At 63.2% G+C, this 26,816-nt stretch carries 25 protein-coding genes; 18 read left to right on the forward strand and 7 right to left on the reverse strand.

All coding sequences use genetic code 11. The annotated features are described in order from the left end of the window. The first annotated feature begins 9 nt into the window (after positions 1–9). The 7 genes from IG169_RS05395 to IG169_RS05425 are packed head-to-tail and all read left to right on the forward strand — an operon-like array spanning position 10 to position 7,371. On the forward strand, positions 10–1,365 hold the full coding sequence (locus IG169_RS05395; RefSeq protein WP_193175140.1) for an aromatic ring-hydroxylating dioxygenase subunit alpha: 1,356 nt from the start codon (positions 10–12) through the stop codon (positions 1,363–1,365). Beyond that, positions 1,362–1,841 (forward strand): aromatic-ring-hydroxylating dioxygenase subunit beta, encoded by a 480-nt coding sequence (locus tag IG169_RS05400; protein WP_193175141.1) that lies wholly within the window; start codon positions 1,362–1,364, stop codon positions 1,839–1,841. Before IG169_RS05395 ends, IG169_RS05400 begins: the two co-directional genes overlap by 4 nt. Next, positions 1,838–3,463 (forward strand): AMP-binding protein, encoded by a 1,626-nt coding sequence (locus tag IG169_RS05405; RefSeq protein ID WP_193175142.1) that lies wholly within the window; start codon positions 1,838–1,840, stop codon positions 3,461–3,463. The genes IG169_RS05400 and IG169_RS05405 overlap by 4 nt, the downstream gene beginning before the upstream one ends. Continuing rightward, on the forward strand, positions 3,460–4,629 hold the full coding sequence (locus IG169_RS05410; RefSeq protein ID WP_193175143.1) for a thiolase family protein: 1,170 nt from the start codon (positions 3,460–3,462) through the stop codon (positions 4,627–4,629). Before IG169_RS05405 ends, IG169_RS05410 begins: the two co-directional genes overlap by 4 nt. Further along, positions 4,626–5,873: an SDR family NAD(P)-dependent oxidoreductase gene (locus IG169_RS05415; RefSeq protein WP_193175144.1), complete on the forward strand. Its 1,248-nt coding sequence runs from the start codon at positions 4,626–4,628 to the stop codon at positions 5,871–5,873. The genes IG169_RS05410 and IG169_RS05415 overlap by 4 nt, the downstream gene beginning before the upstream one ends. Continuing rightward, complete coding sequence (locus IG169_RS05420; RefSeq protein WP_193175145.1) at positions 5,870–6,649, forward strand: cyclase family protein; 780 nt, start codon at positions 5,870–5,872, stop codon at positions 6,647–6,649. Before IG169_RS05415 ends, IG169_RS05420 begins: the two co-directional genes overlap by 4 nt. After that, entirely contained in the window at positions 6,646–7,371 is a 726-nt protein-coding gene (locus IG169_RS05425; protein ID WP_193175146.1) for an SDR family NAD(P)-dependent oxidoreductase, read from the forward strand. Before IG169_RS05420 ends, IG169_RS05425 begins: the two co-directional genes overlap by 4 nt. 42 nt (positions 7,372–7,413) lie before the next feature. Here the strand turns inward: IG169_RS05425 and IG169_RS05430 are convergent, their stop codons facing one another. Continuing rightward, complete coding sequence (locus tag IG169_RS05430; protein ID WP_193175147.1) at positions 7,414–8,463, reverse strand: zinc-binding dehydrogenase; 1,050 nt, start codon at positions 8,461–8,463, stop codon at positions 7,414–7,416. A gap of 130 nt (positions 8,464–8,593) precedes the next feature. Then, on the reverse strand, positions 8,594–9,736 hold the full coding sequence (locus tag IG169_RS05435) for an aminotransferase class V-fold PLP-dependent enzyme (protein ID WP_193175148.1): 1,143 nt from the start codon (positions 9,734–9,736) through the stop codon (positions 8,594–8,596). A gap of 93 nt (positions 9,737–9,829) precedes the next feature. On the opposite strand from IG169_RS05435, the gene IG169_RS05440 reads away from it, so the two are divergent. The 7 genes from IG169_RS05440 to IG169_RS05470 all read left to right on the forward strand — a co-directional run bounded on the left by IG169_RS05440 (position 9,830) and on the right by IG169_RS05470 (position 16,449). After that, entirely contained in the window at positions 9,830–10,690 is an 861-nt protein-coding gene (locus IG169_RS05440; protein WP_210325861.1) for a GntR family transcriptional regulator, read from the forward strand. A gap of 46 nt (positions 10,691–10,736) precedes the next feature. Next, on the forward strand, positions 10,737–11,822 hold the full coding sequence (locus tag IG169_RS05445) for a cupin domain-containing protein (protein WP_193175149.1): 1,086 nt from the start codon (positions 10,737–10,739) through the stop codon (positions 11,820–11,822). A 77-nt stretch (positions 11,823–11,899) separates the two neighbouring features. After that, the gene (locus tag IG169_RS05450) at positions 11,900–13,102 is read left to right on the forward strand and encodes an ABC transporter substrate-binding protein (protein ID WP_193175150.1); all 1,203 of its coding nucleotides are present in this window, start codon (positions 11,900–11,902) and stop codon (positions 13,100–13,102) included. Positions 13,103–13,122: 20 nt separating this feature from the next. Beyond that, on the forward strand, positions 13,123–13,896 hold the full coding sequence (locus IG169_RS05455; RefSeq protein WP_193175151.1) for an ABC transporter ATP-binding protein: 774 nt from the start codon (positions 13,123–13,125) through the stop codon (positions 13,894–13,896). Further along, complete coding sequence (locus tag IG169_RS05460; protein WP_193175152.1) at positions 13,893–14,612, forward strand: ABC transporter ATP-binding protein; 720 nt, start codon at positions 13,893–13,895, stop codon at positions 14,610–14,612. Before IG169_RS05455 ends, IG169_RS05460 begins: the two co-directional genes overlap by 4 nt. Beyond that, the gene (locus IG169_RS05465; RefSeq protein WP_193175153.1) at positions 14,609–15,502 is read left to right on the forward strand and encodes a branched-chain amino acid ABC transporter permease; all 894 of its coding nucleotides are present in this window, start codon (positions 14,609–14,611) and stop codon (positions 15,500–15,502) included. The genes IG169_RS05460 and IG169_RS05465 overlap by 4 nt, the downstream gene beginning before the upstream one ends. Next, positions 15,502–16,449 (forward strand): branched-chain amino acid ABC transporter permease, encoded by a 948-nt coding sequence (locus IG169_RS05470; RefSeq protein WP_193175154.1) that lies wholly within the window; start codon positions 15,502–15,504, stop codon positions 16,447–16,449. Before IG169_RS05465 ends, IG169_RS05470 begins: the two co-directional genes overlap by 1 nt. A gap of 86 nt (positions 16,450–16,535) precedes the next feature. On the opposite strand, the gene IG169_RS05475 is transcribed toward IG169_RS05470, so the two are convergent. The 5 genes from IG169_RS05475 to IG169_RS05495 are packed head-to-tail and all read right to left on the reverse strand — an operon-like array spanning position 16,536 to position 22,625. Next, positions 16,536–17,960 (reverse strand): gamma-aminobutyraldehyde dehydrogenase, encoded by a 1,425-nt coding sequence (locus IG169_RS05475; RefSeq protein ID WP_193175155.1) that lies wholly within the window; start codon positions 17,958–17,960, stop codon positions 16,536–16,538. 23 nt (positions 17,961–17,983) lie between these two features. Continuing rightward, complete coding sequence (locus IG169_RS05480) at positions 17,984–18,223, reverse strand: hypothetical protein (RefSeq protein ID WP_193175156.1); 240 nt, start codon at positions 18,221–18,223, stop codon at positions 17,984–17,986. Positions 18,224–18,225: 2 nt separating this feature from the next. After that, a complete protein-coding gene (locus IG169_RS05485; protein WP_193175157.1) occupies positions 18,226–19,458 on the reverse strand; it encodes an aminomethyl transferase family protein in 1,233 nt (410 codons plus the stop codon). 1 nt (position 19,459) lies between these two features. Then, a complete protein-coding gene (locus IG169_RS05490; RefSeq protein WP_193175158.1) occupies positions 19,460–21,019 on the reverse strand; it encodes a phytoene desaturase family protein in 1,560 nt (519 codons plus the stop codon). Next, positions 21,006–22,625: a phytoene desaturase family protein gene (locus IG169_RS05495; protein ID WP_193175159.1), complete on the reverse strand. Its 1,620-nt coding sequence runs from the start codon at positions 22,623–22,625 to the stop codon at positions 21,006–21,008. Before IG169_RS05495 ends, IG169_RS05490 begins: the two co-directional genes overlap by 14 nt. A 186-nt stretch (positions 22,626–22,811) precedes the next feature. Here IG169_RS05495 and IG169_RS05500 point away from each other — a divergent pair, with 186 nt between their 5' ends. The 4 genes from IG169_RS05500 to IG169_RS05515 are packed head-to-tail and all read left to right on the forward strand — an operon-like array spanning position 22,812 to position 26,763. Further along, positions 22,812–23,621, forward strand: a complete 810-nt coding sequence (locus IG169_RS05500) for a methyltransferase domain-containing protein (RefSeq protein WP_193175160.1) — start codon at positions 22,812–22,814, stop codon at positions 23,619–23,621. A gap of 9 nt (positions 23,622–23,630) precedes the next feature. After that, complete coding sequence (gene betI, locus IG169_RS05505; RefSeq protein WP_193175231.1) at positions 23,631–24,320, forward strand: transcriptional regulator BetI; 690 nt, start codon at positions 23,631–23,633, stop codon at positions 24,318–24,320. Between the two features lie 19 nt (positions 24,321–24,339). Beyond that, positions 24,340–25,422: an extracellular solute-binding protein gene (locus IG169_RS05510; protein WP_193175161.1), complete on the forward strand. Its 1,083-nt coding sequence runs from the start codon at positions 24,340–24,342 to the stop codon at positions 25,420–25,422. Between the two features lie 48 nt (positions 25,423–25,470). After that, on the forward strand, positions 25,471–26,763 hold the full coding sequence (locus IG169_RS05515) for a flavin monoamine oxidase family protein (RefSeq protein ID WP_193175162.1): 1,293 nt from the start codon (positions 25,471–25,473) through the stop codon (positions 26,761–26,763). Positions 26,764–26,816: the final 53 nt, after the last annotated feature.

The raw sequence follows: 26,816 nt of genomic DNA on the forward strand, positions 1-26,816 counted from the left end.
GAGGGAAACATGGGATGTTACACCGATAATCCCGATGCGATCGCCGCCTTGGTGCGCGGCCGGGAAGTGCATCGCGACGTCTATATCGACCCGGAAATCTACCGGCTGGAGATGAAGCATCTCTTCGCCAATTCCTGGGTCTTCGTCGGCCATGACAGCCAGACCCCGAACAAGGGCGACTACTTCACCACCCAGATCGGCGACCAGCCGGTGATTCAGGTGCGTCACAGCGATGGCGAGATCCACGTGCTTTACAATCGCTGTCCGCACAAGGGAACCAAGATCGCCATCGACCGCACCGGCAACACGGGCAAGTTCTTCCGCTGCCCCTATCATGCGTGGTCGTTCAAGACGGACGGATGCCTTTTGGCGATCCCGCTGAAGAAGGGTTACGAGAATACCGGCTTCGAACAGGCGGAAGGTTCGAAGGGCATGCGCGCCGTCGGCGCGGTGAAGAACTATCGCGGCTTCATCTTCGCCCGCCTTGCCGAGGAAGGGATCAGTTTCGAGGACTATTTCGGCGGCTCGCTGTCCTCGCTCGACAACATGGTCGACCGCTCGCCCGCCGGACGGCTCGAGGTTGCCGGTCCGCCGCTGCGCTACATGCACAAGTGCAACTGGAAGATGCTGGTCGAAAACCAGACCGACACCTGCCATCCGATGGTGGCGCATGAAAGCAGCGCCGGGACGGCGGTGAAGCTGTGGGAAGAGCTGGATATGCCGGAAGGCACGCCGCTGCCGCCGGCAATGGAAATCATCGCGCCCTTCATGTCGGCCTATGAATTCTTCGAGAAGATGGGCATCCGCACATGGCCGAACGGCCATGGCCATACCGGCGTGCATCATTCGATCCATTCCAACTACTCTGCCATCCCGGGTTATTTCGAGGCGATGTCAGAGGCCTATGGCGAGGAGAGGGCCAAGGCGATCCTCGGCGAAAACCGGCACAACACCGTCTATTTCCCGAACATCATGATCAAGGGTCCGATCCAGCAGCTGCGGGTATTCATCCCGCTGGCCGCCGACAAGACTCTGGTCGAAAGCTACATATACCGCCTTGTCGACGCGCCTGACGAACTGACCGCGCGCACCGCCATGTACAACCGCATGATCAACGCGCCGACCTCGATCGTCGGGCACGACGATCTGGAAATGTATGAGCGGGCGCAGGAAGGGCTCGCCTGTGACGGGCTCGAATGGGTCAATGTGCAGCGCCTCTACGAAGAGGACGAGGACTTCGATACAGAGACCGTCGAGAACGGCACCACCGAACGGCAGATGCGCAATCAGTTCCATGCCTGGGTCAAGTTCATGACCGCCGACATGGGGCCGAAGGAGACGAGATCGAAGGAGGCCGCAGAATGAGCCTGACCCGCGACGACCTGATCGATTTCATCTACGATGAAGCGCGCATGCTGGACGAAGGCCGCTATGACGAATGGCTGGCGCTGTGGCAGAAGGATGGCCACTACTGGATGCCGCTCGACTACAAGCAGACCGATCCGATCCAAGTGACCTCGCTGATGTATGAGGATATCTTCATGCTGAAGCTGAGGGTGGAGCGCCTGAACGGCGCGCGCACCTTCAGCCAGAAACCGAAAAGCCGCTGCCACCACGTCCTGTCGCGCCCCTATGTCGACGAGATGGACAATGAGGCGGGCCGTTACGTCACGACCACCTTCATGCATTATGTTGAAACGAGGCTGGACGATCAGTTCCTGCTGGCGCTGACCGCGCGCCACGAACTGGCTCTGGTGGACGGAAAGATCATGATCGCCAACAAGCGGGTGGACATCCTCAACTGCGACGCCGCCTTCGGCAATATCCAGCTGCTGCCATGATCGTTTCCGACGTCGAGACCGTGCATGCGGCGTTCGCCGCTGCGGCGGCACGCTGGCCGGGCCGCGAGATGCTTAATATCCTGCCGGAAACCGCCGCGATCTATGACATCGAGGCGGGTGCGTTGACCTATAAGGCTGCGGAGCGGGAAGTCGATGCGCTGGCCGATTCGCTCGCCGCCGCCGGGTACGGAACCGGACACCGGGTGATGTTGCTGCTCGAAAACCGGCCGTCGTTCTTCCTGTGGTGGCTCGCGCTCAACCGGCTCGGCGCCTCGGCAGTGCCCGTCAACCCGGATTTGCGGGAAGCAGAACTGACTTACATGATCGGCCATGCCGAGCCGGTGCTGGCCGTTGTCTTGCCGGGGCGGGTCGAGAGCCTGACTGACGCGGCGAAAATTGCGGGCATCGACATGCCGGCGATCGCTCCCGGCGAAGAACTTCCGCGTCCGCGCGCGGACGCAAGGATCGCGCTGCGCGACGGGCCGGCCCGCGATGCGGAGGCAGCGCTTCTCTACACGTCGGGCACGACCGGGCAGCCGAAGGGCTGCATCCTGACCAACACCTATTTTCTGATGGCTGGGCGCTGGTACGCCGGGGCCGGCGGCCTCTGCGCCTTGAATGACGACGGCGAGCGGATGATCACGCCGCTGCCGATCTTTCACATGAACGCGATGGCCTATTCCTTCATGGCGATGATCGCCGTCGGAGGATGCCTGACAGTGCTCGACCGGTTCCATCCGCGCAGCTGGTGGAGAAACGTGCGCGACAGCGGCGCGACCTGCCTGCACTATCTCGGCGTCATGCCGTCGATGCTGATGGGCGCAGAACCATCTGAGGCCGATCGCGACCACAAAGCGTGTTTCGGTTTCGGCGCGGGCGTCGATCCGAAACTGCACGCGGCGTTCGAGGAGCGTTTCGGCTTCCCGCTGGTCGAGGCCTGGGCGATGACCGAGACCGGTGCGGGTGCGGTGATCTGCGCCAACCGGCTGCCACGGCGTGTCGGCGAAAGTTGTCTCGGTCGTCCCGGCCCAGACCTGGAAATCCGCATCGTCGACGAGGCCGGAAACGACACTAACGGCGCGCCTGGAGAACTACTTGTGCGCCATACCGGCGACGATCCGCGGTTGGGTTTCTTCGCGGGTTATTTCAAGAATGCCGAGGCGACAGACGAGGCGTGGGCAGGTGGCTGGTTCCATACCGGCGACGTCGTGCGCCAGGAGGCGGACGGTTCTATGTTTTTCGTCGACCGCAAAAAGAACGTCATCCGCCGTTCGGGCGAGAATATCGCCGCCGTCGAGGTGGAGAGCGCGCTGATGCGCCATCCCGCCGTTACCGCCGCTGCCGTGGCGGCTGTGCCGGACGCGGTGCGCGGCGACGAGGTTTTTGCCTGTCTTGTCGTGGATCGCGACGCGACGCCGGAACTGGCGCAGGAGATTGCCAACTGGTGTCTGACCCAATTGGCCTACTACAAGGCGCCGGGCTTTATCGCCTTCGTTGACGAACTGCCGCTAACCGCGACACAGAAGATCCAGCGCGGTGTGTTGAAGACGCTGGCGGCCGAACTCGTCGACGGTCCGGCCACCGTCGATCTGCGGCACATGAAGAAGCGGAGCGCCGCATGAAGCGTCAGTCCTATGATGGCGTGGTGCTGACGGCGCCGGTGACGGTGCCCTATGTGCGCTACAGCCAGGAGACGGCGCATTGGTGGATCGCCCGGGCGCTGCGCGGCGCGCTCGACAAGGCGGGTATGAGCCCGCGCGAACTGGACGGTTTCTCGGTCTCCTCCTTCACGCTGTTTCCCGACACGCCGGTGGGGCTGACGCAGCATCTCGGGCTGACGCTCCGATATCTGGACACGATCCCGATGGGCGGGGCGAGTAGCGTGGTCGCGGCGCGGCGCGCGGCGCGCGCGGTGCAGGCGGGCGATGTGGACGTGGTCGCCTGCGTGGCCGGCGACGCCAACCGTATCGACAGCTTCCGCCGGTTGCTGTCGTCGTTCTCGCGTTTTTCGATGGATGCCGCCTATCCCTATGGTTATGGCGGGCCTAACGCCAATTTCGCGCTCCTGACCGACGCCTACATGGCCGAATATGGCGCGACGCGCGAGGATTTCGGCCGCATCGCCGTGGCGCAACGCGACAACGCGCTACGCAACCCTGATGCCCTGATGAAAAAGCCGCTGACGATGGAGCAGTATCTTTCGGCGCGCCCGGTCTCCGATCCGATCGCGCTGTTCGACTGCGTCATGCCCTGCGCTGGAGCCGAGGCGTTTCTGGTGATGCGCGAGAACGAGGCCGAGCGCCGAGGACTGCCCTTCGCGCGGCTGGACGGCACAATCGAGCGCCACAACGCGTTTCCCGACGATCCCATCCAGCTGCGCGGCGGCTGGGCGATGGACGCCGACGAACTCTACGAGATGTCCGGCTGCGCGCCTGGCGACATCGACCTGATGCAGACCTATGACGACTATCCTGTCATCTCGATGATGCAATTCGAGGATCTGGGCTTCTGTGCCAAGGGCGAGGGGCCGGCTTTCGTGCGCGGTCACGACCTGACGATCGAGGGCGACTTCCCGCACAACACCTCCGGCGGGCAATTGTCTGTCGGACAGGCGGGCGCGGCGGGCGGTTATCTCGGCATGGTCGAGGCGATCCGCCAGGTGACCGACGAGGCGGGACCGACCCAAGTCAAGGATGCCGCGCGGGCACTGGTGTCCGGTTTCGGGATGATCAACTACGACCGGGGTGTCTGCTCGGCGGCGGCGATCATCAGCGGGGGCAACGCATGACCAGCCCGCTGAAACCGCCGAAAAAGAAAGACCCGCAAAAGCGCAGCATCGTGCCGACATTACCGCCGCTCGGCCGGTCGCGCGCCGCGCTCGGCCTGACGGTGGCGGCAGCCGAAGGGCGGTTCGCCCTGCAACACTGCGCCGAATGCGGCACGGTGCAATATCCGCCGCGCGACGCCTGCACGCATTGCCTGTCGGTGGAGCTCGACTGGCGCGACACGCCGACCGGCGGCACGGTGATTGCCGAAACGCGCATCCATGCTTCTCCCGACCCGTATTTTCGCGAGCGCCTGCCGTGGCGGATGGGAACCGTCAAGCTGGATGCCGGCCCGGTGGCATTGGCGCATCTGCATGGCGACGTCGGGCGCGGCGACCGCGTACGGCTTTCGCTTCATCTCGATAAGGCCGCGCAAGGGGTGATCGTGGCGCTGCCGACCGAAAGGACCGACGTAATGGAAGACGACCCGTTGATGCGCAGCCTGACCGCGCATCCGCGCCACCGGCGCATCCTGATCACCGATGCCCGCGCGCCGGTGACGCTGCCGCTGATCCATGCCCTGCAGAAGGCCGGTGCGTCGCACGTCTTTGTCGGCGAGGCCGAGGCGTGGCGGCGCTGGCCCGGCCGCGCCGCGATCGCCGCGCTGGAGAACGTCTCGATCATGCCGCTGGACGTAACCGACGCCGACAGCCTGCAAAGTCTGGCTGGCGAGATCGGTGGCAAGACCGATATCCTGATCAACACCGCCCGGTTCATTCGCCCCGGCGGCGTGCTCGGCGGCGACACGGTCTTCGCCCGCGACGAGATGGACGTGAACGTGCTCGGCCTGATGCGGTTGGCGCAAAGCTTTGGCCCCGGCATGGCCGCGCGGACGGCGGACGGCACGAACAGTGCGGCGGCATTCGTCAACATCCTGTCGGCGCATGCGCTGTCGCCTGATCCCGGCTACGGCGTGTTCGCCGCGTCGCAGGCAGCGGCGCGCTCGCTGTCGCAGACGCTGCGGGCGGAGTTTTCCCATTCGGGCCTGAGGATGATGAATGTCTATGTCGGCCCGACCGACGACGAGTGGCACCAGCCGCTGCCGCCGCCCAAGGTGACGCCCGCCGCGCTGGCGCGGTCGATCGTCGACGGGCTGATCGAAGGTCTCGAAGAGGTCTATTGCGGGGACGTCGCGCGCGATCTCGCCGAGCGCTGGCGGCGCGATCCGGGCGTCCTGGAACGCGAACTGACGGGAGGCGGCGCATGAGCGTTTTGTCCGACATGGCGCTGGCGCTGGCCAGCGGTTCGGTGCGGGTCGTCGATCTAACCCACCGGCTCGATCCGGACTTTCCCGTCATCATCCTGCCGCCGGAATTCGGCCAATGCGCGCGGTTCCGCATGGAGGAGGTCTCGGCCTACGACCATCGCGGACCAGCGTGGAAGTGGCACAATCTCACGCTGAACGAACACACCGGCACGCATTTCGACGCGCCGGTACACTGGATCTCGGGGCGTGACGTGCCGAACGGCGCGGTCGACGAGATCGCGCCGGAGAATTTCGTCGGCCCGGTGGTGGTGATCGATTGTTCCGAAGGCGCGGCGAAAAACGACGATTTCGAGCTGACGCCGGAGGTCATCGAGGCCTGGGAAGCCGAGCACGGGCCGATCCCGGAAGGCGCGTGGGTTCTGATGCGCACCGACTGGTCGAAGCGTGAGCCAATCGACTATCTGAACATGCAAGAGGACGGCCCGCATTCGCCGGGTCCGACGCCGGAGGCGGTCAAGGCGCTGCTGGAGCGCGGCATAAGGGGCTTCGGCGCCGAGACGGTCGGCACGGATGCGGGGCAGGGGTCGCACTATACGCCGCCCTATCCGGCGCATTATTTCCTGCACGGGGCCGGGAAATTCGGGCTGCAATGCCTCACCAATCTCGACCAACTGCCGCCGACCGGCGCGATCCTCATCGCCGCGCCGCTGAAGATCAGGGGCGGCACCGGCAGCCCGTTGCGCGTGCTGGCGCTCGTTCCCGGAAAAGCCTCATGACCGAATACACAGCTCTCATCACCGGGGGCAGCAAGGGCATCGGCGCCGATCTCGGACAGCGCCTGCTGGAGCGCGGCTACCGGGTGATCTCGCTGGCGCGCCACGTTCCCGACTGGTCGCATGACAATCTGGAACATGTCGCCGTCGACCTGCTCGACGCAGCGGCCGTCGCCGAGGTCGCCGCCGACATCGCCTCTCGTCACGAGGTCACGCATCTGGTCCACAATGCCGGGCTGATCTGGCCGAACCTGATCGAGGACGCCAAGCCAGAGGACATCGCGGGCCTGGCGCAACTGCATCTGGGCTCGGCGTTGACGCTGGTGCAGGCCTGCCTGCCGGCGATGAAGGCGCGGAATTTCGGACGGGTGATGTTCAACGGCTCGCGGGCGGCGCTCGGCGTTCCGACTCGTACCGCCTATTCGGCGACTAAGGCCGGGATGGTCGGCATGGCGCGGACATGGGCGCTGGAACTTGCGCCGCACGGCATCACCGTCAATGTCGTCGCTCCGGGGCCGATCCTGACCGACAATTTCTGGGGCATAATCCCGAAGGGAAGCGAGCGCGAGACGGAGCTCGCAAAGCGCATCCCGGTCGGCCGGCTCGGCACGGTCGAGGACGTGACCAATGCGTTTCTGTTCTTCTGCGATCCGGCCAACAGCTTCGTCACAGGCCAGACGCTCTATGTCTGCGGCGGCGCCAGTATCGGCAGCGTCACGCTCTGACCAGGCGAGCGCCGCCAACGCCGCAGGGCTTCTGATTTTAGATTACTGTTCTTGAAAACCAGCGGGCGCAGATATGTCGATGACGACTTTTCCGACGCGTCCGGGATGTTCCAGCCGCGCAAATGCATCGTTCACGCGATCCAGCGGGTAGACGCTATCGATATGCGGGGCAAACCGGCCGGCCTCGAATGCCCGCACGAGGCGGCGAAACTCTTCCAGGTTGCCCATGGTCGAACCGTGCACCGACAACTGGCGGATGAAAAGCCGCTGCAATTCGGCGGAAGGATTTCCGCCGGTCGTGGCGCCGCAGGTCACGATATGGCCGCCGCGCGCCGTGCAGCGCAAGGACTGCCCCCAAGTCGCCTCTCCGACATTGTCGATGACGATGTCCGCGCCTTCACCGCCGGTGTGTTGCATGACGGTATCGACGACTTTTTCGGTCTTGTAGTCGATCACGTGATCGACGCCCGTGGCTCGGAAATGCGCCGTCTTTTCAGCGCCGGAAGTCGTGACGATGACACGGGCGCCAGCGACGAGAGCCAGCTGCGCGGCGGCGTGTGAGACGCCGCCCCCCGCTCCGACGATCAGGACGACGCTGCCCGGGTCAATGGTCGCCTTGCCGAAGATCATGCGCCAGGCGGTCAGATAAGCGACGCCCAGAGCCGCGGCCTGGTGAACATCCGTCTCCGGCGGCACTTTTCTCAGCGACGCTTCGGGCAGGGTGACGAATTCGGCGAAGGTCCCGTCCCGATGTTCGCCGAGGACACGTGCCGAGGTGCAAAGCGGCTGGTTTCCGGCCAGACAATGGCGGCAGGTCCCGCAAAATTCGTAGGGATACAGGATCACGCGCTCGCCCTTCCGGAACGTCGACCTGGCATCGGTCTCCTCGATCTCGCCGATGCCATCGACTCCCATGATTTGCGGCAGGGCGTGGGTGATGCCCGCGCCATTGTCGCGCATGTAGAGATCCACACGGTTGACGGATGCGGCCAGCATGCGCACCAGCGCCCAACCCTGCGGCCGGTGCGGCCGGTCCACGTCCGTTACCGCGACGCCGTCAGCGCCGCGTCTATGCAATATCGCCGCTTTCATACGTCTCTCCCGGACAATCGAATTGTCAGCCCGATGGCTTCGCCGATGATTTCGCTTCTTCGCACAATGGTGCTCATTTTTCACGATTTTCAGCGCTTGCTCGGGATTCGGGGGATCGTTGCCGATCCCGTTACGGGAGGCGTTTTACCGGTCTGCCCCCCAGCACATCGATGAGCGCATCGGTTGCGTCGGAGCTGGTCATCACGCCGGGGGAAAGACGCAGGATCGGTCCGCGGCTGTCGGCGTAAAGGTCTTCGCGCCGGAGCGCTTCGAGAGTTTGTTCCGCAGACCCGGCGGAGGCTAGTTTCAGCATGACGCTACCGCCGCGCTCGGCTTCGGCGCGCGGGGTGATGAGGTGGAAGCCAAGATCGTCTGCCGCGGCGATCAGGCGGTGCGTGAGTTCGCGATTATGCGTGAGGATCTCGGTCTTGTCGGCCTGTGCGTGCCACCGAAGCGCGGGCACCGTTGCGGCAGCGGAGACAATGCCCGGCGTACCATTGTCGAAGCGCCGGATATCGGGCGCGAAATCGAAGCGGTCCAGGTCCCAGTTGAAGGGATCGTCCTGGCTGAACCAGCCGCGCAGTTCCGGCCTGCATTCGCCAATCAGGTCCGGACGTAGATAAAGCATGCCGGCGCCGGGCGTCCCGCACATCCATTTGAGGCTGGTCGAAACCGCGAAGTCGACCACCGGCTTTTGGACCGAAAACGGCAGCAGGCCCGCCGCCTGCGTGATATCGACACCGACGAGGCTCCCCATGGCGCGGGCGTGATCCGCCAACGCCTCGACATCCACTTTGTGCGACGAGGTGGAACTGACCCATGTCACCAGGGCGAGCGCGACGTCGCGATCCCACTGGGCAATCATGTCTTCGTCCGCGACCCATGATGCGCCCTGCCGCATCGCCACGGTGTCGAGGGTGAATCCCAGCCGCTCCTGAAGGCCGGTGAGCAGGAAATGGTTCGACGGGAAGCAGTCGGCGGCGACGAGCACGCGCCGGCCGCGCAGATAGTTTTCCGGCAACGCCGTCATCAGCATATGCAGGCCCTGCGTGACGTTTTCGCAGGTCGTCGTCGTGCCCTCGGCGGCGCCGATCAAGTCGCGCCAGAGGTCGATAAACTCCGTGCGCTGACCGAGCAGGTAGCCCCATTGATCGTCGTTTGCTGTCCCCCAGACCGCAGCGAACTCGGCCATTGCCGCCGCCAGGTCCGCCGCCTTGTCGGGATACTGGCCGATCGAATGGTAGAGGAAATATCCGTTGTTCTGGTCGGGCATATGCAATCCTGCGGACGTTTGAGCCGGACCCAGCGCTAGCCGTGATCCTTGTATTTCGTGTTGCGGACTCAGGTTGTGAGTTGACGCATTCACATGCGTATCGTATACGGAATTCAAGGTACTTCAAGCTTAAAGGAAACCTTGAGTGCGAAAAAGAAGCGCTTCCGTCTGCATGGCAGCCGTGACACGATCAATTTTCGTATACGATTCCCCTTGCGCTATTGTCGCACTTCTCCTTCAGGTCCGGTCATGACCGTCATGCTTGCTCCCGATCAGGCCAACGGTTCGCAAAGTCAGGGGCAGATCATCCACGATGTCCTGATGGGACGCCTGCAGCGTGGTGAGATCGGTCCGGATGACCGGCTGGTCGACACCGCCATCGCGACCGAATTCGGCGTATCGCGCATGCCGGCACGCGATGCCCTGATGCGGTTGGCGCATGAAGGTTATCTCGAAGCGACCACCCGCGGTTTCGTGCTGCCGCGCGTCACCCACCAGGAAATTCTGGAGATTTTCGATCTTCGGCGGATGCTCGAGCCTCGCGCCATTGCGTTGGCAACGCTTGCACTCGACAAGGCTCAGTTGGCGGAACTCGAAAAAACGCTCGCGGACGCGCGCCGGGCAATGCAATCCGGCAATACCGAATTGATGTTCAAGGCGAGCGAACAATTTCGCAATGGCTGGATATCGGCGATCCCGAACGCTTCGTTGAAACAGGTTATCCAGCGCTACATGACCCAGGTCCAGGCGGTGCGGATGATGACCTTCGACGACCGGGCCAACCACCCTCTGATCGTGAACGGCAATACCGACATCTTCGACGCCTTTATGCGGCGCGACTCCGTCGCCGCGGCGGACAGACTCATGCGGTTCATCTACGAGGGCGAGACCGCGTATCTGACCGCGGCCAGTTCCGAACAGCCGCAATCGAAGCATTCGGCGAAAACCGCATGAAGAAGCGGGGCCGAGAAAACATGTCAGGCGGGGAGCGGAAGTGACGATGAGCGAGACACGCGCCGAGATTCGGTTGCCGACCGAGAATTTGAGCGAAGACCTGCCGTTCTTCACCAAGACACTGGGGATGCGGCTGGATATGATCTATCCCGCCGACAATCCCGAGGTGGCGGTGCTCTCCGGTCACGGATTGCGTGTTCGAATCCAGAAGGGCGCCGACGAAGCGCCGGGAACTCTGCGCATTCTTACCGACGATCCCGACGAGTTCGCGGCCGGAAAGCGCGAACTGACCGCGCCGAACGGCACGCGCATCGAAATCGACGAGCTGAACCCGCCGCTTGTCTTGCCGCCGACCGAGCATGCATTCGTGGTCCGGCGGCTCGCCGACCAGGCGCCGTGGATTATCGGACGCGCGGGCATGGCCTATCGCGACCTCGTGCCCTCGCGGCTCGGCGGCGCGATGATCGCATCGCATATCCGCGTTCCGGACGGGCCGGTGCCCGACATGGTGCACTTCCACAAGGTCGGTTTTCAGCTGATCTTCTGCATCAGGGGCTGGGTCGATGTTCTGTATGAAGACCAGGGCGCCGTGCGCCGTCTGCATGCCGGCGACTGTTTTATCCAACCGCCGACCATACGGCACCGGGTCATGCATGCCGCCGATGGCATCGAGGTGATCGAAATCGGCGTGCCGGCCGAACACATCACCGAGGTCGACCACGAGATGACACTACCCACCGCGGTCGAGCGGCCGGACCGTGAATGGGACGGACAACGTTTCGTGCACAGCCTGGCCAAGGACGGCGTGTTCGAGCCGTTCCGTATTCCGGGATTCGAGGCGCGCGACACGACGATCAATGAAAACACCAAGGGCGTTGCCTCGGTCATGGTCGCGAAGCCCGTTGCCGGGCAGACGTCTCCGTGGACGAGACACAGTTGCGATATTCTGTTTAACTTCGTGATGTCGGGGGAAATGACCCTGGAGGGCGAGGGAAAGGATCCCTATCGCCTGACTGCTGGTGACGCGTTCGTAATTCCGCCGGACATGGCAACGCGCTACGCCGATACAACGGAGGATCTGCAATTGCTCGAGGTCAGTCTGCCGGGCACGTTCGACACGACGATCCTGTAACCGGAACCGGGCTTCGACGGAAAGTCCGGCGGGGCCCAAGCCACACGACAATGGAATTCAAACAGGGAGAGCATTCCATGAAAAAGTGTATCACTCTCGTCGCCGCGGCGGCGTTTCTGGGCACCAGTGCCCTTGCCCATGCGGCCGATACCAAGATCGGGGTTCTGATGGATATCACGGGACCGATTGCCAACTTCATCCCGCCGCTTCAGAACGCCGCCAATCTGGCGGTGAAGCAGGTCAACGAACAGGGTGGCCTGCTCGACGGCAATGCCGTGGCCGTTTACGGCGATACGACGGGCTCGTCGCAGGGCGCCGTCGACGCCGCGCAGAAATTGGCCAATGTCGAGAACGTGCCTATCATCATGGGCGCCCTGATGTCTGGCACGACGATCGCGGCGGCTGAGGCCGTGTCCATTCCGACGGGAATCGTCCAGATATCGCCGACCGCGACGTCTCCGGCGATGACCGACCTGAAGGACAACGATCTCGTCTACCGCATCGTTCCCTCCGACAACTTCCAGGGCGAAGTCCTCGCCAAGATGGTTCTCGACGAAGGCATCAAGAAAGTCGCCGTCACCTATGTGAACAACGACTACGGCGTCGGAATCGGCCAGACCTTCATGGACGCCTACAAGAAGGCCGGCGGCGAGATTGTCGCGGCGGTGAAGCATGAAGAAAAGAAGGACTCCTACCGGTCCGAACTGGCGAGCCTGACCAAGGGCGGCGCGGAAGCGCTGGTCGTTATCGCCTATGCGGGCGACTCGGGCGGCAAGATCGTCAAGCAGTCGATTGAAGGCGGATTGTTCACGCGCTTCATCGGCACCGACGGCCTGCGCGACGACCTCCTGATCAAGGACGTCGGCGCCGACGCGCTGAAGACCTCGTTCTTCTCGTCGCCGACATCGCCGGCCGACAATCCTGCCCAGAAGACCCTGCATGACGAGTTCAACGCGGAGTTCGGCGAGGGCGCCGACAAGGCGTTTGTCGACCAGACCTATGACGCGACGTTCCTCGCCATGCTGGCCGTCGAAAAGGCCGGTTCTACGGACCGCGCCAAGATCGCGGCGGCGCTGCGCGATGTCGCCTCCGCGCCGGGCGAGAAAGTGGGCCCGGGCGAATGGGCCAAGGCCAAGGAACTGATCAAGGAAGGCAAGGACATCGATTATGACGGCGCCGGCGGCACCTATGACTTCGATGCCCATGGCGATGTGCGTGGTTATGTCGGCAAATTCGTTGTCGACGGAGACTCGTACAAGCAAATCGAAGTGATGCAGTAAGCGATCGTGAAGCCAGCTTCATGATCCGGCTTGAGGGAATCCGCGTCGATTTTGGCGGCCTGCGTGCGATCGATCACGCCAGCTTCAATGTCGACGCGGGCAGCGTCACCGGGCTTATCGGCCCGAATGGCGCGGGCAAGACCACGGCCTTCAACGTCATCGCAGGCGCGATCCGGCCAAACGCCGGGCGCGTCCTGTTTGACGGGGAGGACATCACGGGCCTGAAGCCGTATCAGCGCGCGCAACGCGGGCTAGCGCGGACGTTTCAAATCCCGCATGAATTCTCCCACCTCACCGTGCTTGAAAACCTGATGGCCGCGGCGTCCGCCCCGGAAGGTGAGAATGTCTTCAACGTGATCTTCCGGCGCGGCAGATTCGGCGCCGAGGAGCGCGCCATCTACGATCATGCGCGCGAAACGATCCGTTTTCTCGAACTCGACCATGTGCTGGACGAAAAGGCGGGCAATTTGTCCGGCGGTCAGAAAAAGCTGGTGGAACTGGGCCGCGCCCTGATGCGCAATCCGAAAATCATTCTGCTCGACGAGATCGGCGCGGGGATCAACCGGACCTTGCTGTCGAAGCTCGCCGACAAGATCAAGCTGCTCAACCAGGAGCATGGATTGACCTTCTGCCTGATCGAGCACGATCTCGACTACGTCTCGAAGCTTTGCGACCACGTTTTGGTGATGGCGCAGGGCAAATTGCTCACCGAGGGAACGGTGGACGAAGTGCGCAGCGATGAACGGGTGATCGAAGCCTATTTCGGCGGCGGGAAATACGAGGCGCACGCATGAGCGCATTGCTCTCCGTCCGCGGCCTGACCGCGGGTTATGGCGGCCCACCCATCATCGAGGATATCGCGTTCGATGTGCAGCCGCACGAGATTGCCGTCATTCTCGGCCCCAATGGCGCGGGAAAGTCGACGGTTCTGAAAACCATATTCGCGCTGACGAGCATCGCTTCCGGCACGATCGATTTCGACGGGACGGATCTCGCCAGGTGCAAGACGTCCGCCCTGGTGACGCTCGGCGTCTCGGCGGTTCCGCAGAGCAGCAACGTGTTCCCCAATCTGACGGTGGACGAGAACCTCGATATTGGCACCTATGCCGCACCGCCCGCCGACAAGGTCGCCACGCACGAAAAGGTTCTGCACCTGTTTCCCGATCTGCGCGCCAAGCTGAAACAACCAGCAGGCGAATTGTCGGGCGGGCAGCGGCAGATGGTGGCGATCGGCCGCGCCCTGATGTGCGAACCGAAACTGATGCTGCTCGACGAGCCGACCGCCGGTCTTTCGCCGGCCTATCTGGAACGGATTTTCGATCTGCTGCTCGATATTCGTAAGACGGGTGTGACTATTCTGATGGTTGAGCAAAACGCGCGGCAGGCGCTTCAAATCGCCGATCAGGGACATGTCCTGGTGAACGGGCGCAACTTCGCCTCGGGAACGGGAAAAGAGCTCCTGGCCGACGAAAACGTGCGCCGATCGTTCCTCGGAGGCGCGGCGACATGATCGATTTCATCAACTTCTATCTGGTCCCGGCGCTGGCGATCGGCTCCGTCTACGCACTGGGCGCCGTCGGCATTTCGATGATCTTCGGCATTTTGCGGTTTGCCCATTTCGCCCATGGCGACCTGATGACCCTCGGCACCTATGGCGTGCTCGCGGCGGCGGCGATCTTTCCCGTCAATCCGTTGCTGCTGGTGCCGTTCGGCATGGTGCTGGCGATCGTGTCGGCGCTTTTAGTCGACAAGGTGTTCTACCGGCCGCTGCGCAAGCTTCCGACGATCTACACCGTGATTTCGTCGTTCGGCGTCGCGCTGATCTTCCGGTCGCTGGTCCAGTTGCTCTGGGGATCGCAGAACCAGGTCTTCGGCTCCGGCGGTGTCCGCCCGCCACTGGTCCTGTTCGACACGTTTCGCGTTTCGGTGCTGCATGTGCAGGCCGTCGTCGCGACATCGGTCATTGCTCTGTTTTTGCACTTCTTCCTTTCCAGAACGAAGACCGGTCGCTCGATGCGTGCGGTGTCCGACGATCCCGAACTGGCGCAGGTCGCCGGCCTCGATACCGAAAAGGTCGTACGCTGGACCTGGATCATCGGCGCCGCCCTCGCGGCTGTCGCCGGGTCGTTCGCCGCCATGGATACGAGCGCGCATCCGAATCTCGGCTGGAACCTGCTGATGCCGATGTTCGCGGCCGCCATTCTCGGTGGCATCGGCAAACCGATGGGCGCGATGGCCGGAGGCTACATCATCGGCCTGGCCGAGGAGCTCTCGTCCTATCACTGGATCGGGGATCATGCGCTCATCTCGCCGTCCTACAAGACCGCGGTGGCGTTCGTCATCATGATCGTTCTGCTGATTGTGAAGCCGCAAGGGCTCTTCAAGGGGAGACTGCTCTGATGGAATGGACCGGCCTGTTTTTCTACCTGGTCAGCATCCTGATCGCCGGCGGTATCTATGCGCTGCTCTGCCTGGCACTCAACATCCAGTGGGGCATGGGCGGTCTGTTCAATGCCGGCATTGCCGGTTTCTTCGCGATCGGCGCCTACACATCCGCGATCCTGACGACGGGAGAGTCGTCCAAGCATCTGGGCGGTTTCGGCCTTCCGGTCTTCGCCGGACTTCTGGGCGCCGCGCTTTTGGCCGGGCTAATGGGCTGGGCTGTCGCCAAGATCTGCGTGCGCCTGAAAAGCGACTATCTCGCCATGGCCTCCATCGGCATTGCCGAGATACTGCGCCTTGTCATCGTCAACGAAAGCTGGGTGACCAATGGCAGCCTCGGCCTTGCGGGCATTCCACGCCCGTTCGGTGAATATCTTGCTGGTCGCTCCGCCGACCTCGTTTTCCTGGCCTATGTCTGGACGATCGTCCTGATCGTCTATTTCGTCGCCATGCGGCTCTACGACAGCCCATGGGGGCGCAGCCTGCGCGCCATTCGAGACAACGAGGCTTCTGCCGCTGCGGCGGGCAAGAATATCGAGAAATTCCGGGTGCAGACCTTCGTGATCGGCTGCGCGGTCATGGGGGTCGCCGGGGGGCTCTCGGCGCACTATTTCCGGTTCCTCTCGCCCTCCGCCACGGATCCGCTACTCGTCACCTTCCTTGTCTGGGTGATGCTGATGGCCGGCGGCTCGGGCAACAACAGGGGCGCGATCGTTGGAGCGCTCGGCATCTGGTCGCTGTGGTCGATGACGGAAATCTTCACCAATCGGCTGCCGCTGGAATGGATCACCCGCAGTTCGTATATCCGCATGCTGCTGGTCGGCCTGCTGCTTCAAGTCGTGCTGCAGAAATTCCGCTCCGGCGTCCTGCCGGAGAAATCGCCGCCGTTGCGGTTCCGAAAATGAGCCGGGTCACCACGGCCAAGGCGGCGGCTACCGAAGCCGACACCTGCGGATCAAACTGACCTACCGCGTTGTTGCCGCCGCTTTTCTCAGTGCGCGATCATGACATGGCGTATCGCGGTGTAGTCCTCGAGTGCGTAATGCGACATGTCCTTGCCGTAGCCGGACTGCTTCATGCCGCCATGCGGCATTTCGTTGACAGTCAGGAAATGCGTGTTCACCCAGGTCGCTCCGTATTGCAGCCGGGCGGCGGTCTCCATGGCGCGGCCGACATCCTTCGTCCAGACGGATGAGGCAAGGCCGTAGTCGGAGTCGTTTGCCCATGCGACCGCCTCGTCGACATCGGAAAACCGCGTGACGGACACCACCGGGCCGAACACCTCCTTGCGGACGATCTCGTCGTCCTGCAATGCGCCTGCGACGATTGTTGGCTCGAAATAGAAGCCATTGCCGCCGACCGTATTGCCGCCGGTCGTCACCTCGATGTGGGACAGCGCCTTCGCGCGTTCCACGAATTCCGAGACACGGTCGCGCTGGCGCTGCGAGATCAGGGGCCCGATCTCGTTTTCAGTGTCGTCCGCCTTGTTGTAGCTGATCTGCGAGACCTGCGAGGTGAGGTCGGCGACAAGGCGCTCATAGACCTTGTCGTCGGCGTAGACGCGGCAAGCAGCGGTGCAGTCCTGACCGGCATTGTAATAGCCGAAGGAGCGAAGTCCCTCGACAACGGCGCCGATGTCGGCGTCATCGAAAACGATGACTGGCGCCTTGCCGCCGAGTTCCAGATGGGTGCGCTTCAGGGTCGGCGCAGCGGCCTGCAACACCTTGGTGCCGGTCGCGACATTGCCGGTGAGCGAGACCATGCGCACGGCCGGGTGGCTGATCATCGTATTGCCCACAGTCGCGCCGCGGCCGAGAAGGATGTTGACGACGCCCTCGGGCAGCACCTCGGCGAGGATTCTCGCCAGCTTCAGCGCCGTCAGTGGTGTCTGCTCGGATGGCTTGAAAACGATGGTATTGCCGCCGGCGATGGCGGGCGCGAGTTTCCACGCCATCATCATCAGCGGATAGTTCCAGGGCGCAATGGAGGCGACGACGCCGATCGGGTCGCGGCGGATCATCGAGGTATAGCCTGGCGTGTACTCTCCGGCGATCGATCCCTGCATGGTGCGGATCGCGGCGGCGAAGAAGCGGAAGCAGTCGGCGATGGCCGGCAATTCATCCTCGCTGACCGCATTGATCGGCTTGCCGCAATTGAGCGCCTCGAGCGCGGCGAAGCCGGCCGCCTCGGCGTCGATGCGGTCGGCGATTTCGAGAAGAAATGTCGAGCGTTCGGCCGGGGTGGTGCGCGCCCAGGTCACGAACGCCTTTTCGGCAGCCGTGACCGCTTTCTGCACCTGGTCTGGCGAGGCTTCGGGAAGGGTGAGGATCGTTTCGCCGGTGCGCGGGTTGAGGATGGCCTCGCCGTCGCCGGTCCCCGTCTCGAACTGCGAGCCGATCAGCATCTCGGTATTCATCTGTGTTACTCCGTGCCGGATTGTCAGTGTTCTTCGATCTTTTTCAGCCACTGCTTGCCGATGCCGCGGTCGCGGATGATCGCCAGCGGGTCCTCGGAATCCAGCCGCGAACAGGTCCGGTAGACTTCGAGCACCTCCGCGCTCATCTCGCCCTTGCGGTAGAGATACATGGCGGCGGCGTAACGGGTGCGCCCCGACCACTCCTCGCCGAGCGGCGTCCTGACCAGTTGCCAGTTGCGGGCGTCTTCGTCGCTTTGCGCCATAATCAGCAATCGGCGGGCGGCGTCGCCGTTCGCCGCGGCAGTTTCACAAAGGGGCGGGGCACGATCGTCGCGCGCTTCATCAGCTTGGTGTAGCGCAGTTCGTGCAGAGCGTAGATTTCCACCCAGAGGTCTTCGGTGATGGTATCTCCATAGGGCCGTTCGAGGCTGGCGATGGCGAGGTTGCGCTTCGCCGTCGGCGACCAGGCGGCCGAGGTGATGACGCCGGCTTCGCGCTTCTTGCGATGATAGACGATGGCGTGATCGGCGGGAACGTTACCCTCGATTTCGAGGCCGACAAGAACATGACGGATGGAGTTGTTTCTCCGTGCGTCCTCGATGGCGCGGCGCCCGTTGAAATGGCCCTTTTTCAAGTCGACCATCCAGCCGAGACCCGTTTCGTCCGGCATGCGCACACGATCGGCGCGAAGCGCATGGTCGGTGGTTATGAAGTCGATGTTGGCGACGATCAGACCGGCTTCGATGCGTGCCTGGTTCAGGGCGGCATTGCCTATGGCCCGTATGCCGTAAAGCTCGCCGGCGGTCCAAAGACGATCCCAGAGGGACAAGGCTAGCGGCGTATCAATGAAAAGCTCGTAGCCGAGGTCCCCTGTAAAGCCGGTGCGCGAAACGGTGACGCTGCCGCTCTCGTGGCCGAAATCCCGGATATCGAAGGGTTTCATCGTTTCGATGCCGTCGAAGCCGGCCGCTTTCAGCAATGCGCAGCTTGTCGGTCCCTGCAGGGCAAGGCCGGCAATCTCTTCCGTCTCCTCGGTGACGGCGACGTCGAATCCGAGCGCGCCGTCGAGCAGCCAGGGCAGGTGACGCTCCTGGCAGCACAGGCGAAAGCGGGTATCGGCAAGGCGGAAGAGGGTGCCGTCGTCGAGCACATGGCCGGAATCGTCGCACCATGCGGTGTAGTGCACGCGGCCGGGCCGCAGCTTCGACACGTCGCGCAGCGTCAGCCGGTTGCAGAAGGCTTCGGCGTCCGGGCCCTCAATGCGGTATTTGACCATAGGCGAGATGTCGAACAGCGCCGACTGGGCGCGGATGGCAAAATATTCCAGTTCCTCCGCCCACAGGGTATTCGCCGATTTATAGCCCGCCCAGTCGTACCAGTCGTTCGTCTGCATGAGCGCCGCGATACGCGGGTGGAACGGCGTCTCGAAGCGGATCGTCTCGATGTGTTTCTGCGCGGCGCGGCGTTTCTCGTCGGTGAGCGGGGGAACGACGGTCATATCATCTCTCCGATGCGAGGATGTTGCGGGCCGCGTTCAGCCCGGGGACGCCGGATATGCCGCCGCCCGGGTGTGAGCCCGCGCCGCACAGATAGAGCCCGCCGACCGGCGTGTCGTAGCCGGAATGGCCGGCGACCGGGCGCGAGAACAGCATCTGGTCGGCCTGGAGTTCACCATGGTGCCAGTGGCCGCCCGGCATGCGGTAACGGCTTTCGATATCGGCAGGCGTCAGCAGTTCCGAATGCCGAATGGTATTGCGGATACCTGGCGCGTTCGCTTCCAGTGTCGCGAGGATCGCTTCCAGGAATTTCGGTTTTCCGGTCTCCCATCCCTCGCGGAGGTCGTAGGGAGCGTATTGGACGACCGCCGAAAGGACGCAGGCGCCGTCGGGCGCCAAGGTCGGATCGGACAGGCTCGGCAAGGTGATCTCCATCACCGGTTCGGGCGAGAACTCGCCGTATTTCGCCGGGTTGAAAGCGTTTTCGACGTGGTCGGTCGACGTCGCGATCACCAGCCGGCCCTTGCGGTCTGCGTCGCTGATGCCGGGGAAGTCCGGGACAGTGTCGAGGGCGAGATGCAGCTTGGCGGCGTCCCCCTTCATGCGGATGTTGCCGATCTTGCGGACGAAAGCGATGTCGAGTTCGCGCGGTCCGACGAGATCAAGGAAAGTCGTTGCGGGATTGATCGCCGAAACCACCGTTCCGGCACGAAGCTCCTCGCCGGTCCCGAGCGTGACGCCCGCGGCCTTTCCGCCTTCGAGCGCGATGCGGGTGACATTCGCGCCTGTGCTGATCTCGACCCCGGCCGCGGCCGCCGCGCGTGCCAGGGCGTTGATGACCGCGCCCATGCCGCCGGCGGGAATGGTCTGTCCGCCGACCGATCCTCCCGCTTCACCGGCAAGGCGGTAGTAAAGGCCGAGCAGCGACGTCGGCGAGCGCGGTCCGAGATGGCTGCCGAGCGTCGCGTCGAAGGCGAGCAGGCCCTTGAGACGATCATCGGTCAGGTGCTCGTCGGCGACGTCCGCGACATTCATCAGCACCATGCGGAGGAACTCGCGCATGTCTTCCTTGCCGAGGCGGCGCAAGGCCAGCGCCGAGCCGCCGAGCAGGCTCATGTCGGCGCGCGACAGTTTGCCGAGCCGGGGAGGGCGCCTGGTCAGGAACGGCTTCAGGATGCCTGCCTGGCGCAATAGCAGCGCGCGCAGTTCCGACCATGCCTTCGCTTCGTCGGGCGAGATGCCATCGACATGGTCGCCATAACCGCTACGCAGGGTGACCGGGCCCTCCCGGTCGCCGAGAACGGTGGTCGGGGCAGGCGCGGCGCTCGTATCAAGGCCGTGTGCGGCGAGATCAAGTTGCCGGATCACGTCGGGATGCAGCCGGTTCAGGATGTGCGCCGTCGAAACGCGAAAACCGGGCGCGAACTCGTCGGTGCGCGCCGCACCGCCCAGCGTGTCCGCGGTTTCAACAAGGCGCACCTTGCGGCCGCTCCTGGCGAGAAGCGTCGCAGCGACGAGGCCGTTGTGGCCGCCGCCGATCACGATGGCATCATATGACGTCATAGGCGGGGCTCACATGTCTGGTCGATTTCGATGCGTCGCGCAGGATCTCGGCTGCCGCGTTGCGGCCCGGCGCCCCCATGACGCCGCCGCCCGGATGGGTGGACGAGCCGCAGATATAGAGGCCGTCGACGGGCGAGCGATACTGCGCGTAGCCCGGTACGGGCCGGTTAAAGAGCAACTGGTCGAAGGTCAGTTCGCCCTGGAAGATATTGCCTTCGGTCAGGCCGACTTCGGCTTCGATTTCGCGCGGTGTGCGCACTTCCATGTGGACGATCCGGTCGCGGAAGCCCGGCGAATAGTCCGCGATCTGGGAAATGACGGTTTCCGCGAAGGCGTCTCGATCCGCATCCGTCCAGTCCCTGCCTTCGACCTGCGGCGGGCAATATTGCGAGAAGCAGCTCATGAAGTGCTTGCCGGGCGCCGCCATGGTGGGGTCGAGCGTCGTCGGGATCACCATGTCGATCATCGGGTCGGCGGACCAGCGGCCGGCCTTCCAGTCGTCATAGGCGCGTTCCATACGTTCGATCGAATCCGTGAAGTGCATATCGCCCTGCAGGCATGGCGAGTCTTCTGGCAAGGCAGGGAATTGGGGCATCGAGTCGAGGGCGATGTTGACCTTGCCCGACGAGCCGCGGATCTTGAAGTTCCTGACGCTTTTCACGAAGGGCTCGGGAAGCTCCTTCTCGTCGACGAACTTCAGGAAGGTGCGCTTGACGTCGGCGTTGGAGATGACGCGGGCGGCGCGGATTTCCTCGCCGCCGGCCAGCACGACTCCCTCCGCCTTGCCGTTCCTGATGAGGACGTGATCGACCTCCGCTTCGGTGCGAATAGTGCCGCCCGACGCGCGAAGGGAATCCGCGAGCGCCCTGGTGATCGACCCCATGCCGCCGCGCGCAAATCCCCAAGCGCCGACGGCGCCGTCGACCTCGCCCATATAGTGATGCAGCAGGACATAGGCTGTTCCGGGCGACATCGGCCCGAGCGCCGTTCCGATGATCCCTGAGACCGCCAGATAGGCTTTCAGCACGTCGGTCTCGAAATATTCGTCAAGGAAATCGGAGATCGACATCGTCCAGAAGCGGACGGTGAGTTGCAGTTCCTCGGCGCTCATGCCGGCGAACTTCCGCCCGAGATAGACGAGTTCGGACAGGTCGCGCGGGCGAAAGCTGGCCGGGTCGGGTGCGGTGCGCATCAGGAGCGGCTGAATGAAACGGCACTGCCGGGTGACATCGCGCGCATAGCGCTCGTAGGCTTCCGCGTCGCGGGCCGAGAAGCGCGCGATCTCGCGGCGATGGGCATGAGGATCGTGATAGGCGGCGAGATAGTCGCCATCCTGCGTGAAGACAGCACCGCCCTCATAGGGGATGACCTGCAGTCCATAGCGCGGCAGTTCCAGGTCCCGCATGATCTCCGGACGGAACAGGCTGCAGACATAGGAGCAGTTGGAATAAGTGAAGCCCGGCGTCAGTTCCCGGCTCACCGCCGCGCCGCCGATCCAGTCGTTCTTCTCGACAACGAGGACATCGAGACCTGCGCGCTGCAGGTAGCAGGCATTGACGAGGCCATTGTGACCCGCGCCGATGACCACGGCATCCCATCTCTTCATTCGGCTTCTTCCCGCTTGCGCTGTTCTTCGTCCGGCCGCCGAGGCACGGCCGGACCAGCGAAATCTGGCACGGTTATGGGCGGGATGTCCATACATTCTGAATGAATGTTCAACAAGCAAACTTGTGTTTTCGTGTTTGCATGCTAGGCTTTGGCTGTAAATTGCCATTGCCGGAGAACCTGTTACGTGCATTCGGAAGCCCCGGAATATGATGCCGCTGCCATTCTTTTCCTGGAGGAGCTTTGGGGCGAGGGCTATCTGTCCCCCGGCGGGCCGGAGGAGGTCGACCGGGTGCTCGGCGACCGGTCACCGAAGGGGTTGCACATTCTCGACGTGGGTTGCGGCGCGGGCGGTATCGCCTTGCACCTGATCGAGCGTCACGGGGCCGCAAAGGTAACCGGATTCGATATCGAGAAGCCGGTGATCGAGACGGCGCGCCGGCATGCGGCCGAGAAAGGCTTGTCGGATCGGACCGAGTTCGTTCAGGCGCCGCCGGGACGGCTGCCATTCGACGATAACAGCTTCGACGCTGTCTTCTCGAAGGACGCGCTCGTCCATGTCTCCGACAAGGAGGCGATATTTTCCGAGATATTCCGGGTGCTGAAACCGGGCGGTTTCGTCGCCGTGAGCGACTGGTTGACCTCGCATGACGGAGAACCGTCAGCGGACATGCGAACCTATCTCGACGCGGAGGGACTGAGCTTCGGCATGGCGTCTCCTGTGCGTTATCAACGGGCGCTGGAAAATGCCGGTTTCGCCGACATCGACATCATCGATCGCAATCCCTGGTACCGGGAAAAGGCGAGAGCGGAATTGGACTACATAAAGGGTCCGATGCTGAAGAACGCGTCCGATCCCGACTACGCCGCCTATGTCGAGAAGAACATCGATACATGGGTGGCGATGCTCAAGGTGCTTGACAGCGGCGAACACAGGCCCACCCATCTTCGTGCAGTGAAGCCTGCCCTGGCCGAGGGCAGGCGCGAGGATACGTAGATGTCGGGGATGTTCGCCATCATGACCAACGAAACGACGGGCGCCGTCGAGCCACAAGTCGAAAAGAAGGTCCGCAAGGCTTCCAAGGAAACCCGCCGCATGCAGCTTATCGAGGCGACGATCGATTCGCTTGCCAAGCGCGGCTATTCGGAAACGACAATGGCGGATGTTGCCGACGGGGCGGGATTGTCGCGCGGAATCGTCAATTTCCATTTCGAGAGCAAGGACAAGCTCCTCGTTGCGACGCTGCAGCATATGGCGGAGGAATATGCCGCCCACTGGCGCGGCGCGGTCGCCAAGGCAGGAACCGACCCGGCCAGCCGTTTGAAGGCTCTCGTTTCCGCCGATTTTGACCGGGGGATCTGCAGCCGGCGCAAACTCGCGGCGTGGTGCGCCTTCTGGGGCGAAGCCAAGTCGCGGCCGACCTACCAGGCGTTGTGCGGCGCGCGGGATGAACATTATCAGGATCTTCTCGCCGAATTGTGCGGGGCGCTGATCGCCGAGGGTAACTACAACCTCGATGCGCGCCAGACGGCACTGGGCCTCGATGCGCTGCTGGAGGGACTGTGGCTGCGCCTCATGCTCTCCAACGGAAAGATGAAACGGGAGGTCGCCCTAGAGGCCGCGCTGTCGTTCCTTTCAGCGATTTTCCCGAAACATTTCGCCTCTGAAGGGGCGAACCAGGAAGTTATGAAGTAGAAACAGGGAGAATTCGAAAATGACCATTGCAGGCAAACGACGCATCACTCCACTCTTGCTGGGGGCCATGCTGGCGGCCTCGACCTCCACACTGGCTCACGCGGCGGATGGCGATCTGACCGTCTTTGACTGGTCGGGATATGAGGATCCGGAGTTTCATCCGGCCTATGTGGAAAAATACGGGGATTCCCCGACCTTTGCCTTCTTCGCGGACGAGGACGAGGCTTTCGCGAAACTCATGGCCGGGTTCAAGACCGACCTAGCCCATCCGTGCTCGCAGAGCGTCGCGAAGTGGCGCGACGCGGGCCTGTTGCAGCCGCTCGACACGTCACGCATCAAGGGCTGGGACGATGTCATGCCGGCCTTCAAGAGCATGAAGGGTTTGGTGACGACAGAGGATGGAAAAGCCTGGCTGCTACCCTTCGACTGGGGCAACACGGCGCTGACATACAACACCGAAAAGGTGAAAGAGGCGGACGTCCAGTCACTGCAGGCATTCGCCGACCCGAAATTCGAAGGCCGCGTCTCGCTTCCGGACAATGTCGACGACGCCTATGCGCTTGCGGTGCTTGCCATCGGTAAGAAAGACTGGAGCAACATGTCGGACGAGGAGTTCAAGCAGGCATCCGATTTTCTGCGCAAGGTTCACAAGAATGTCCGGCTCTACTGGACCGACGGGACCGAGCTTGCCCAGGCAATGGGTGGCGGAGAGGTCGACATCGCATGGGCCTGGAACGAGACCGCCACGACGCTTTCGGCGGATGGCCAGCCGGTCGTGATGAAGAAGGATACCGACGAGGGCCTGTCGACCTGGGTGTGCGGCTACACCCTGATGAAGGACGCGCCGGGTAATATCGACAAGGCCTATGATTTCCTGAGCGCGGTCAACGCGCCGGAGGTTTCGAACTACATCGTCACGGCATGGGGCTATGGACATGGCAACGGCGCCGGCATGAAGGCGATCCCCAAAGAGGATCTGGACGCCGCGGGTTATGGCGATGTCGACAAATTCGTCGGCAACACGCTGTTCCAGTCGCCGGTCTCACCGGAGATGAAGCAGAGAATGATCGCCGAGTTCGAGAAGATCAAGGCGGGCTACTAAGCACAGTCGAAGCGGTTCGGGGCAGCCGTTTCCAACGAGAAGAAGCGCATGAGCGACAGATATGATGTTATCGTCGCGGGCGCCGGTTTTACCGGTCTGTCCGCGGCTTCGGCCCTGCGTGATGCAGGGCTTTCTTTTTGCCTTCTGGAGGCGCGCAATCGCGTCGGCGGGCGGGTCGAAGCGGAGCGCAACGCGCTGGGCGAACTGATCGACACCGGCGGCCAGTTCTTCTGCGAGGACATGCCGGTGGTGAGCGAACTTGCGCATCGCTACCGCAAGTCGGTCGTCGAGGCGCCTGTCGCCGGACGATCGCTTGTGCGGCCTCCGCTGGGGACAGAGGACGCTGCGGGTGATGAATATTGGCGGGCCGTCGCGGCGATCCGCGAAAGGCTGCGCTCGACTGATCCCGACGATTCGTCGGTTCGCGACCGGACCGTCGCCGAATGGTCTGCCGATCTGCCGGACCCGGAATATGCCAGGGAGGGTTTTCGCGGCCTCGTGCAGGGCCTGTGGTGCCGTTCGGCCGACGAGATTCCGGCTTGGCACCTGATCGAATGCGAGCGCCGGATCACAAACGAGGAGCAGGAGCTTCAGTTCTTCCTGCGCGAAACCATGCATTCACTGGCTGACGATATCGGTAGGGATCTCGGCGACCGGTTGCGGCTCTCGATGCCGGTCTCGATGGTGCGCCACAGCGATGACGGCGTCGAAATCGAGGCCGGTACGGCAACGTTACGCGCGCGCCGCCTCATCCTCGCACTGCCGCCGTCGCGGGCGGCGAAACTGGATTTCAGTCCGGCGCTGCCGGCTCGGCTGCGTAGTGCGCTCGGCGGCTGGCGCCCGGGAAACGTGATCAAGATTTTCCTTCGTTTCGAGACCGCCTTCTGGCGCGATCGCGGGCTCAACGGCACCGTTAGCTGGCGCCATCCAGCCGGTCTTTATGTCTGCGACGCAAGTCATGACGACCGGCATCCCGGGATGGTGATGTTCGCGGGCGGGCCGCTTTCAGAGGAATGGGCGCAGGGTGCGGAAGACGCGATCAGGCAGCGCGCGATTTCCGCCCTGGTGGACGTATTCGGCGAGGAAGCCGCAAGCCCGCTCGACGTCACGGTGCGCAACTGGGTTGGCGACCGGTGGAGTGGCGGGGCTTACAACGACGTGCTGCTCGACATGGAGGCGCATGACGCGGAGTCGGTGCTTCTGGACGGTCATGGCGCAGTGATCTTTGCCAGTTCCGAACTGTCGCCGTCCTTCCCCGGTTACATCGAAGGGGCGATCGTGGCCGGGCGCAATGCCGCCCGGGAGGTTGTCGGATCGCTTGCCCGGGCCCCGGGCATCTGAGTAGGGAGCGGCCAGTCTTGTCGTGTCGTGTTGACCGATGCCGTTTCGCCCCG

This window comes from Oricola nitratireducens, assembly GCF_014904745.1.
In the GTDB taxonomy this organism is placed as follows: Bacteria; Pseudomonadota; Alphaproteobacteria; order Rhizobiales; family Rhizobiaceae; genus Oricola; species Oricola nitratireducens.